Annotated in this window: 13 protein-coding genes; 6 read left to right on the top strand and 7 right to left on the bottom strand. The window is 68.7% G+C overall.

Annotated elements, in window-relative coordinates; all coding sequences use genetic code 11:
* Nucleotides 1-475: hypothetical protein (locus PV350_RS41390; protein ID WP_500338567.1), on the top strand; the 475-nt coding region annotated here is incomplete at its 5' end.
* A 42-nt stretch (nt 476-517) separates the two neighbouring features.
* Here the strand turns inward: PV350_RS41390 and PV350_RS41385 are convergent.
* Nucleotides 518-1,054: a hypothetical protein gene (locus tag PV350_RS41385; protein WP_500338565.1), complete on the bottom strand. Its 537-nt coding sequence runs from the start codon at nt 1,052-1,054 to the stop codon at nt 518-520.
* A 95-nt stretch (nt 1,055-1,149) separates the two neighbouring features.
* On the opposite strand from PV350_RS41385, the gene PV350_RS41380 reads away from it, so the two are divergent.
* A complete protein-coding gene (locus PV350_RS41380) occupies nt 1,150-1,752 on the top strand; it encodes a hypothetical protein (protein ID WP_500338564.1) in 603 nt (200 codons plus the stop codon).
* Nucleotides 1,753-1,770: 18 nt separating this feature from the next.
* On the opposite strand, the gene PV350_RS41375 is transcribed toward PV350_RS41380, so the two are convergent.
* The 3 genes from PV350_RS41375 to PV350_RS41365 all read right to left on the bottom strand — a co-directional run bounded on the left by PV350_RS41375 (nt 1,771) and on the right by PV350_RS41365 (nt 3,325).
* Complete coding sequence (locus tag PV350_RS41375) at nt 1,771-1,965, bottom strand: hypothetical protein (RefSeq protein WP_500338562.1); 195 nt, start codon at nt 1,963-1,965, stop codon at nt 1,771-1,773.
* Between the two features lie 26 nt (nt 1,966-1,991).
* Nucleotides 1,992-2,507, bottom strand: a complete 516-nt coding sequence (locus PV350_RS41370; protein ID WP_500338561.1) for a hypothetical protein — start codon at nt 2,505-2,507, stop codon at nt 1,992-1,994.
* Between the two features lie 224 nt (nt 2,508-2,731).
* Nucleotides 2,732-3,325, bottom strand: a complete 594-nt coding sequence (locus PV350_RS41365; protein WP_500338560.1) for a hypothetical protein — start codon at nt 3,323-3,325, stop codon at nt 2,732-2,734.
* 110 nt (nt 3,326-3,435) lie between these two features.
* Here PV350_RS41365 and PV350_RS41360 point away from each other — a divergent pair, with 110 nt between their 5' ends.
* Nucleotides 3,436-4,200, top strand: a complete 765-nt coding sequence (locus PV350_RS41360) for a hypothetical protein (protein WP_500338559.1) — start codon at nt 3,436-3,438, stop codon at nt 4,198-4,200.
* 258 nt (nt 4,201-4,458) lie between these two features.
* Here the strand turns inward: PV350_RS41360 and PV350_RS41355 are convergent, their stop codons facing one another.
* The 3 genes from PV350_RS41355 to PV350_RS41345 are packed head-to-tail and all read right to left on the bottom strand — an operon-like array spanning nt 4,459 to nt 5,578.
* Entirely contained in the window at nt 4,459-5,193 is a 735-nt protein-coding gene (locus PV350_RS41355; protein WP_500338557.1) for a DUF2637 domain-containing protein, read from the bottom strand.
* A complete protein-coding gene (locus PV350_RS41350; protein ID WP_500338556.1) occupies nt 5,190-5,357 on the bottom strand; it encodes a hypothetical protein in 168 nt (55 codons plus the stop codon). The genes PV350_RS41355 and PV350_RS41350 overlap by 4 nt, the downstream gene beginning before the upstream one ends.
* Nucleotides 5,358-5,377: 20 nt before the next feature.
* Nucleotides 5,378-5,578 (bottom strand): hypothetical protein, encoded by a 201-nt coding sequence (locus PV350_RS41345; RefSeq protein WP_500338555.1) that lies wholly within the window; start codon nt 5,576-5,578, stop codon nt 5,378-5,380.
* Between the two features lie 197 nt (nt 5,579-5,775).
* Here PV350_RS41345 and purB point away from each other — a divergent pair, with 197 nt between their 5' ends.
* From purB to PV350_RS41330, 3 genes are all read left to right on the top strand, one after another.
* Nucleotides 5,776-7,209, top strand: a complete 1,434-nt coding sequence (purB, locus tag PV350_RS41340) for an adenylosuccinate lyase (protein ID WP_500338554.1) — start codon at nt 5,776-5,778, stop codon at nt 7,207-7,209.
* 68 nt (nt 7,210-7,277) lie between these two features.
* On the top strand, nt 7,278-7,766 hold the full coding sequence (gene mug / locus PV350_RS41335) for a G/U mismatch-specific DNA glycosylase (RefSeq protein ID WP_499510389.1): 489 nt from the start codon (nt 7,278-7,280) through the stop codon (nt 7,764-7,766).
* 7 nt (nt 7,767-7,773) lie between these two features.
* A complete protein-coding gene (locus tag PV350_RS41330) occupies nt 7,774-8,532 on the top strand; it encodes a hypothetical protein (RefSeq protein ID WP_499510390.1) in 759 nt (252 codons plus the stop codon).
* Nucleotides 8,533-8,620: the final 88 nt, after the last annotated feature.

Below are 8,620 nucleotides of genomic sequence, written 5' to 3'. Positions count from 1 at the left end.
CCCCTCCACCCCGCCGAAGCGCCGCCGCCCGTGGGCGTTCCCGCTGATCTGCGCAGCCGTCGGCCTGGTGGTCGGCCTGGTCGTCCTCGGCGGGTACGCCCTGCTCCGCAGCGACGGCGGCACGGACGCGGCGAACCGCGACACGTTCACACTCACCGGCACCTTCACGCTCTACGGCGGGGCCGAGTCGGACGGCGTGGGCGGGTGTCAAGGCGAGGACGGGTTCGGCGACGTCCGCGCGGGCGCGGCCGTCACGGTCTACGACGCGAGCGGCGAGGTCATCGCGGTGGGCGCCCTGACCGATCCGAAGGCGAGCGATCCCGAGCTGATCGTCGCTTGCGCGTTCACCGTGACGGTCCCGGAGGTGCCGCGCGGCGAACGCTTCTACGGGGTCGAGGTGAGCCATCGCGGCAAGGTCACGGTCAGCGCCGAGCAGGCGGAGGCCGGGGGGTTCTCGGCGTCGCTCGGCGACTGACCGAGTCGACCTGACGCTTGACCCCGGGCACCGGCTCGAGGTCTAGCTCTTCTGTGCCGGGATCGCCTTCCTCTCCTCCCGCTTTCGAAAGCTCTTTTCTTTCCACTTGGCCCAGAATTGCCAAGACTTCGGGTTATAGCTCAAATCATGTCGAGCTACCTCCAAGAAATCCCGAATTGCCGCTTCAAACTTTTCCTCAGCCGCCTTGAACTTATCCTTTCCGGCGTATATTTGCGGGCTCTCGCGCATTACAATTTCGGCGGCTTCGATCACATACGCGGGTGCACAGAGGAGCAGACCTGCATGGGCGCAATGCAGTTCAGTTGCTGAAGCGACTATCCGCGGAACAAGTTCCACGAGAAGTGCATCCGCAGCGGGCCCCCCGTCATGATGCATCTTGTTGTACCAAGAGCTTTGCAGGGAAACCTGCGAGGCACCATCCAAGAAGCGTCGGTACGCTGCCGCCCGATCCTCTGCACTGCCGACTCGGACCACTCCGACGGGGCGGTAGCGGTTGACGAAGGAGGACGCAACGTTGCCTGCCGCGCGCACCGCTGCGGGGCCAAGAGTGGGATCCATGCAGGCGTTCTACACCAACGGGCCTAGTGTGGCCCTCACTTCGCGCACTTGGTGACCGGGGTCGCTGTCGCACCCATGCTCTACGATGTGCCGCCATGGGTGGGGTTGACTGGGGCGACGTCCCGACGTGGCTCGGCGGGGTCTTCGCGGCGGGTGCCGCCGTGGCGGCGTTTTGGACGCTGGCGAGCCAGCGCAGACAGATCAGCGAGCAGCAGGACTTCATCGCCGAGCAGTCCGCGACCATGTCGATGGAGCGCGCCGAGCTGGCGGCGCTCGCCTCGGAACGTAGGTGGGCACAGGCCCGAAAAGTGCGAATGAAGCCTGGTCAGGGCGATGGGCATGACACCGAATCCATCCCAGCTCGCCTTCGTCCTGATAGGTGGATGGTCGATGTCGAGAACGGCAGTCATGCCCCGATTCATGACGTCCGAGTCCGCTTCGGTGGTGCATACGAGGCAGCTGAGGTGACCGACGTCGCCGCTGACCGGGTTTCGAACGACGGCGGACGCCAATCGTCTCCGGTCCCTCTGATCGGACCAGGCCGCACATTCCGCTTCGACTCGCCGGTGTGGGCGTTGCGAGATGTCATCAATAGCAATCCCCCGCACATGTTCTTCACGGACGACGCCGGGGTTCGCTGGCACCTGAGCTACGGCGGCAAACTGGAGCAGCACCCCGAGAATGAGCCCGAGCAGTAAGCGGATTTGGGCACACCCTTACTGGTCGGCGGGCCGGCACTTCTGGCACTCCGCGTGCTTGCCCCGCTGGTGTGCCTCGACGAGGGTCACCCTCTCAGCAGCATGGCTGTCCCAATCATGGATCTCAGCGGTCCGGTGGCCCGCCACGATCCCGGGGCAGTCCGGACTGTGGTGCCAGTTGTCGCCACCCTCGGTGATGTACACGGTCGTCATCACAACTCCCATCTCCTGATTACCTGTCACTGCGATTCAGCGTCACGGTAAATCTCGCGGACTCGGTTAGCTATCGCCTCCTGTGCTTCCATAAGGAGCTGAGCGGCGCGTGGGATCGAAGGACGCTCTCCTTCAACCAACATTACGATGGAGGCCAGGCTGTTGATGTATTCAGATGCATCGTCAGCAAGACGGCGGACGTCCTCGACTAGAATGAAACCTCGCATTCCGATGTATTTGCGGTTTGTCTCGTATAGGCGATCCAACGCTTCATTCGCGGGGACGTCGGAAACACGCGCTTGCTGACACTCGACCCCCCGCATGTACAGCTCGTGAAGCACGGCGTGCACCTCGCTGAGGTGCTTCAGCTCGAACGTCTCCCGCCGGTCCTGGCGGGCCTGTTCGCGGTTCAGCTCGTGGAGCCGCTGCTCACGCCGAAGCTGAGCAATCTCGCGTTTCGTGTCGTTCCACTGCGTGAGCACCGAGCCGAGGATCAGCGTCAGCACCGGCAGGGTCGCGGTCAGCATCCACTTCCAGTCCACGCGCAGACCCTACGGCGCCGACGAGGGCGCCAGGGGCCGTTTCTGCCACTCTGCGGCGAAGACCGAAACCCGAAATCACCCCAGGTCACCGGCAGTCTGAATGAACAACTCCTGCGCTCCGTCCACGACTACAACACGTAGGCCGAGGTCTGCTGCAGGTAGCGCTCCTCCAACTCGAAGGCCACCCAGTCGCTCCGAGGCTGTCAGACGCTCGTCTGGCCCCGCTAGTCGACCGCGATGACGCTCCGGGCCAGCACGATGAAGTCGTCCAGTTCTTCGTCCATGCTCTCGGCTGCCAAGTCCCATGCCGATGGGTCCGGGGGTTGCATGCCCACCCGCGCGGCCTCGGCACGGGCTTCGGCAGCCGCGCGGAACTCAGTCCCGGCGACAATGAGCCGATGCGCGGTCTTAGCGACGGCTTCCGGGCCTTCCAGGCGGGCGACTTGGCATTTTTGGAATGCGTCGTCATAGCGCTCGCCTAGCGTCACCAGCAGGGTGCCGAGGTGGGCAGCCTCCTCGGGCGTCAATGCACGGCCTACCGGCCAGGGGATCGCGCGGGCAATCGGCTGAAGCAAGTCGCGAAACCGCTCATACGCGATAACGCAGTCTGCGTAGCTCTGGCGCCTCAGTTCCCGGTGCCACTTGCTCAGTTCACGTACAGCCTGGGCCTCGGCCTGCTTCCCGGCCGCTCGCTGCGTCAGCCACTGGCCGATGAGCAAGGAGGCTGCCGTCACCGCCACGCCGACCAGCGTCCACACGGGTGTCCAGTCAAACCCGGCATTCGCGGCCTCGGCGGCGAGGGCCCATATTGCGTGCATGGCGGGAGTGTGCCGGACCTCGTGGGTTCATGGCCATGTGGATCACCGGGTGCGCTGCTCGCTCTGCCGGAGGGGCACGAACGCCGGAGCGCTGCGGCAGAATCAGCGGCGTGGGGGATCTCTTTGCGAACACGATCAAGCACCCGGAGGCGTTCGCCGCGTGGGTAGCCTTCGCCGCGATCATCGGGGGCGTCGCAGGCAACTGGCTCAGCGCCCGGATTCAGGCGGCCAGCGGCCGGGCACAGGCCGACGCCGCCAAGGAGGCGGCGCGTATCACCGCTGAGGCGGAGCGCCTGGCCGCACTGCGAGACGAGCGCCGGGATGCAGTGGCCTCCTTGATCCGGTTGTCCCGGGAAGCAGTGAACGAGTCGGAGCGTCTGTATCAGGGCACAGATGACGGACATGTCAAGACAGCCCTGGATGAGTTGCGGCATGCGTACGCCGTGCTCGAACTTATGGCCCCGGCCCCACTCATCGGGCTTGGCAAGGACGTGCTGACCTCTGTCGAGAAAATCACCGAACTCGCCTACGCCCGAGGTCCGGCAGAAGCGGCGCACAGGATCCTTGCGTCGTTGACGCTTGATGACCCGGACTATCGCATGGCCCAGCTTGCGCTGAGTGGACTTGAGGCGTTTCGAACCGCGGTGTTCACGCCTGACGGGGAAGACCCGATGGGATGGCACGAGTCGGTCTCCATCGCCATCCGGGAGGTGCCGCGCATGGATGACAGGCAAGTACTGCTGCTCCTAGACGAGTTCGCCTTCAACCCCGCCCCTGTGGCTGAAGCACGTCAGGAGCGTGTCGAAAAGCATGCGCGAGCGCTCCGAGCCTTTATCGAGGCGGCGCGCACGATGTTGGGCACGGACGGGGCGTAGGCCGACACCGACCTCGGCATACCTACCCCAGCGGCAACCGCGATGGCGGCGGATACCGCCACGGCCAGCAGGAGTACGGCTCCTCCGACAGCGGCAGCTATCCACTTCGTGGCCTGACCGCCCTGCGGGGCGGCGGGTACGTGCTGGCAGACCGGCTGCGGCCTGGCCGCCTCCGACGAGCGGAGGACGGCCAGGACGAGTGCGATCTGCTCGGCTTGGCGGGCGGCCTCGGCAGCCTCCTGCGATGCCTTGTCGATCTCACTCACGGGACAGCTCACTTTCGAGTACGTCGCGGATCCGCCGGGCGCGGGTCTGGCCGATGCCGTACTTCTCCTTGAGGAGCGAGTACGTCGGGACCTGGCCGCCGAAGTCCTTACGCGTCCGTTCGATCAGCTCCTCGTCGGTCTCAGACACCGTCGCCGAGACCCGGGTACGGGGCTGCTCGGCAGCGAGTACGGACGCGGGTACAACCGGGGGTAGCGCGGGTACGTCGGGCGCGGGCGCGGGCGCGGGTACGGCGTCCCGCTCGAAGACCGTCTCCACGGGCGCCGCGGGTGCGCCGGAGTCGTAGGCCGGCGACCGGTCGCGGGACGACAGGGCCTCATGGACCTGTCGCATCAGCACGCCGAAAGCCATGAGAGCGGCCACCGGGGGCACGGCCGCGACGACGTACTCCATGAGCGAGGCGTCTCGCCCGACCCCGGCGACGTTGAGCGCAATCGATCCGCCGGAACCGATCGCGGTCACGGCGATGGCCCATCGGTCCACGCGACCGGCGAGCGACGCCCGCAGGATCAGCAGCTCGCCCACGACGATGAACATGTCCACTGTGGCGGGCCAGGCCCACGCGCGGGCGGAGGCGTCGTGGAGGCCGTTCCCGGAGGCCACGTCGTGCAGGTGCTCGTAGCTGAGCCAGAAGGCGGCGCCCGTCAGGGCCACCGTGAAGGCGGCGGCCCCGACGGCAAGCCACTGACGCGCAGGGATGCGCGTCACTCGGCACCGTCCTCGATGGCGAGGATCAGGCTCGCGATGACGACCTCGCACCGGCCGATGAGGCGGCACAGGTCGCGCTCGGTGACCTCGGCGTAGCCGATGGCGTCCGCGTCGGCGAGGAGCTGCCGGGCGATGGCGACGTGGCGACGAGCGGACTGATCCATTTCGCGCTTCTCAGGGAGGCTCATCGGGCATCACCGCGCATGGCCTCGATGCGACGGATCAGGTGGTCGATGGTTACCCCGCTGACGGCGACGAGGCGGATCAGCGTGCTCTCGGAGACGTTCCTGTAGTCAAGGGCATTGATCTCTCCGCAGACCTCGCGGGCGTAGCTAAGCCACAGGTCCAGGTCAGGGCTGGACATGCCGCCGGGTACGTTTTCCATGGGTCGGACTCCTTGATCGAAAGGGGTTCGGATCAAGGCCCCGGGGTGGTGATGGGCACCGGTCCGGGGCCGTCCGACGTCTCACCGATCTCTCACAGACTCGGTGTGTGACGGCGGACTGGGAGCCTCTGACCTGGGCGTTCTCGGACTTAGTGGACGGCAGCGACCGCTCGGAACGGCGGGTAAACTATCGCTACGTGACTTCCAAGCCCCGCATCCCCAACGTCCTGGCCGGCCGCTACGCCTCCGCGGAGCTCGCCACCCTATGGTCCCCCGAGCAGAAGGTGGTGCTGGAGCGCCGTCTGTGGCTGGCCGTGCTGCGGGCCCAGAAGGACCTGGGGATCGAGGTGCCGGAGCAGGCCCTCGCGGACTACGAGCGGGTGCTGGGGCAGGTCGACCTGGCGTCGATCGCCGAGCGGGAGAAGGTCACCCGGCACGACGTCAAGGCGCGCATCGAGGAGTTCAACGCCCTCGCCGGGCACGAGCACGTCCACAAGGGCATGACCTCGCGCGACCTCACCGAGAACGTCGAGCAGCTGCAGATCCGGCTCTCCCTGGAGCACGTGCGCGACCGCACCGTCGCCGTGCTGACCCGGCTCGGCAGGCTCGCCGCCGAGTACGCGGAGCTGGTCATGGCCGGCCGTTCGCACAACGTGGCCGCCCAGACCACCACCCTCGGCAAGCGCTTCGCGACCACGGCCGACGAGCTGCTGGTGGCCTTCGCGCGGGTTGAGGACCTGCTGGGCCGCTACCCGCTGCGCGGCATCAAGGGCCCGGTCGGCACCGCGCAGGACATGCTCGACCTGCTCGGCGGCGACACCGCCAAGCTCGCCGAGCTGGAGCGGCGGATCGCCTCGCACCTCGGCTTCTCCGAGGTCTTCACCTCCGTCGGCCAGGTCTACCCGCGCTCGCTGGACTACGACGCCGTCACCGCGCTGGTGCAGCTGGCCGCCGCGCCGTCCTCGCTCGCCAAGACGATCCGCCTGATGGCCGGCCACGAGCTGGTCACCGAGGGCTTCAAGCCCGGCCAGGTCGGCTCCTCGGCCATGCCGCACAAGATGAACACCCGCTCCTGCGAGCGCGTCAACGGCCTGGCGGTCATCCTGCGCGGCTACGCGTCGATGGTGGGCGAGCTGGCCGGCGACCAGTGGAACGAGGGCGACGTCTCCTGCTCGGTGGTGCGCCGGGTCGCCCTGCCGGACGCGTTCTTCGCCTTCGACGGCCTGCTGGAGACCTTCCTGACGGTCCTCGACGAGTTCGGCGCCTTCCCGGCCGTCATCGCCCGCGAGCTCGACCGCTACCTGCCGTTCCTCGCCACGACGAAGGTGCTCATGGGCGCGGTGCGGGCCGGCGTCGGCCGCGAGTTGGCGCACGAGGTCATCAAGGAGCACGCGGTCGCCTCCGCGCTGGCGATGCGCGAGAAGGGCGTGGAGCGCAACGAGCTGCTGGACCGGCTCGCCGAGGACGAGCGCATCCCGCTCGACCGGGCCCGGTTGGACGCGCTCATGGCCGACCGCCTCTCCTTCACGGGTGCGGCCGCGGACCAGGTCGCGGAGGTCGTACGCCGGGTCGGCGAGGTCGCCGAGCGCCACCCGCAGGCGGCCGCCTACACCCCCGGGGCCATCCTCTGACCACGGTCAGGCGCACCCGCCCCACCCCGGACGAGCTGGAGGCCGCCCGCGACCGCGTCATCCCCGACGTGATCGCCGGCGGCCTGGGGGTGCTCTTCTGTGGCATCAACCCCGGGCTGATGTCGGCCGCCACCGGTCACCACTTCGCCCGCCCCGGCAACCGCTTCTGGCCCGTGCTGCACGCCTCCGGCTTCACCCCGCGCCGGCTCGACCCCGCGGAACAGGACGAACTCCCGGCGTACGGGCTGGGGATCACCAACGTCGTCGCGCGCGCCTCCGCCCGGGCCGACGAACTGACCCGCGACGAACTGCTGGAAGGCGGGCGGCTGCTGACGGAGAGGGTCCTGCGGTACGAGCCGCGCTGGCTCGCCGTCGTGGGCGTCACCGCCTACCGGGTCGCCTTCGCCGAGCCCCGCGCCCGCATCGGCCCCCAGGAACGCACGATCGGCGGCACCCGGATCTGGGCCCTGCCCAACCCCAGCGGCCTGAACGCCGGTTGGTCGACGCAGGCGATGACGGAGGAATACGGCCGCCTCCGCGACGCGTCGCAGGCATGATGCACACGTGGGTACGGGGACCGCGGAGGACGCCCGGCGCTGGCTCGCCGCACGCGGCGTGCGGCAGGCCGGTGACGACGCGTGGACGGACGACGAGCACCCGGGCCGCCGGTTCACCACGAACGAGATCGCGCACTCCCGGGCCCACGAGGTCTTCGTCGACGACGACCTGGACGCCGAAGGCCGGGTGCGGCTCGCGTTCGGGCTGCTGGACCTCCTCGACGACTACGGGGTGACCTGCGAGATCCTCATGGCCGACCGCGGGCCGGACGGCCCCTTGCCGTCGGGTGCGCTCTGGGACGGCTACCGCCGGCGGCTGGAGGCGGAGCGGGACGCCGAACCCGTCACCTACTCCCTGTGGGTCGACTGGTTCGAGGACCGGAGCACCGCCGCGACGGCCTTCGCCGAGGTCCTCGGGCGTGACCTGGAGCGTCTGCGGGAGGACGCCTCCCCCGCGCTGCTGCTCCGTGCCCGGCGAGTGCTGGACGGCTCGGGCCCGGTGCCCTGGCCGGTGAAGGAGGAGGCGTACGACGTGGCCGCACGCCTCCCCGCGCTGCACGGGGCGCTCTTCAGGGCCCTGTTGGCCTCGTACCACGACGTCCACGGCGACCTGCGGCCGGATGCGGCGCTCGCCCTGCTGTCGGGGCTCGAACTCCCCCCGGACACCCGGCACCTGGCGCGGCTGCGCCTCGTCCTGGTCGCGGGACACCGGAACCACCACCGCAGCCCCGGCGCGTGGGCCGCCGCCGTCCGGGCCGCGTCCTGACACCGCCCTCCCGGTCCCCGGCGCCGCTCACGGGGTGCCCCCGTGGACCAGGGGGTCGGGGCGTGGCGCGAGCAGCCGGGTCAGCAAC

This window comes from Streptomyces sp. PA03-6a, assembly GCF_033792765.1.
Lineage (GTDB): Bacteria > Actinomycetota > Actinomycetes > Streptomycetales > Streptomycetaceae > Actinacidiphila.
The sequence above is the reverse complement of the archived record's forward strand: the minus strand, read 5'-3'. Positions and strand labels throughout refer to the sequence as shown.

Coding starts and splice junctions, on each gene's coding strand:
- PV350_RS41345 (WP_500338555.1), bottom strand. CDS start 5,578: ATGGAAAACGTACCCGGCGGCATGTCCAGCCCTGACCTGGACCTGTGG.
- PV350_RS41375 (WP_500338562.1), bottom strand. CDS start 1,965: ATGACGACCGTGTACATCACCGAGGGTGGCGACAACTGGCACCACAGT.
- PV350_RS41350 (WP_500338556.1), bottom strand. CDS start 5,357: ATGGATCAGTCCGCTCGTCGCCACGTCGCCATCGCCCGGCAGCTCCTC.
- PV350_RS41365 (WP_500338560.1), bottom strand. CDS start 3,325: ATGCACGCAATATGGGCCCTCGCCGCCGAGGCCGCGAATGCCGGGTTT.
- PV350_RS41380 (WP_500338564.1), top strand. CDS start 1,150: ATGGGTGGGGTTGACTGGGGCGACGTCCCGACGTGGCTCGGCGGGGTC.
- PV350_RS41385 (WP_500338565.1), bottom strand. CDS start 1,054: ATGGATCCCACTCTTGGCCCCGCAGCGGTGCGCGCGGCAGGCAACGTT.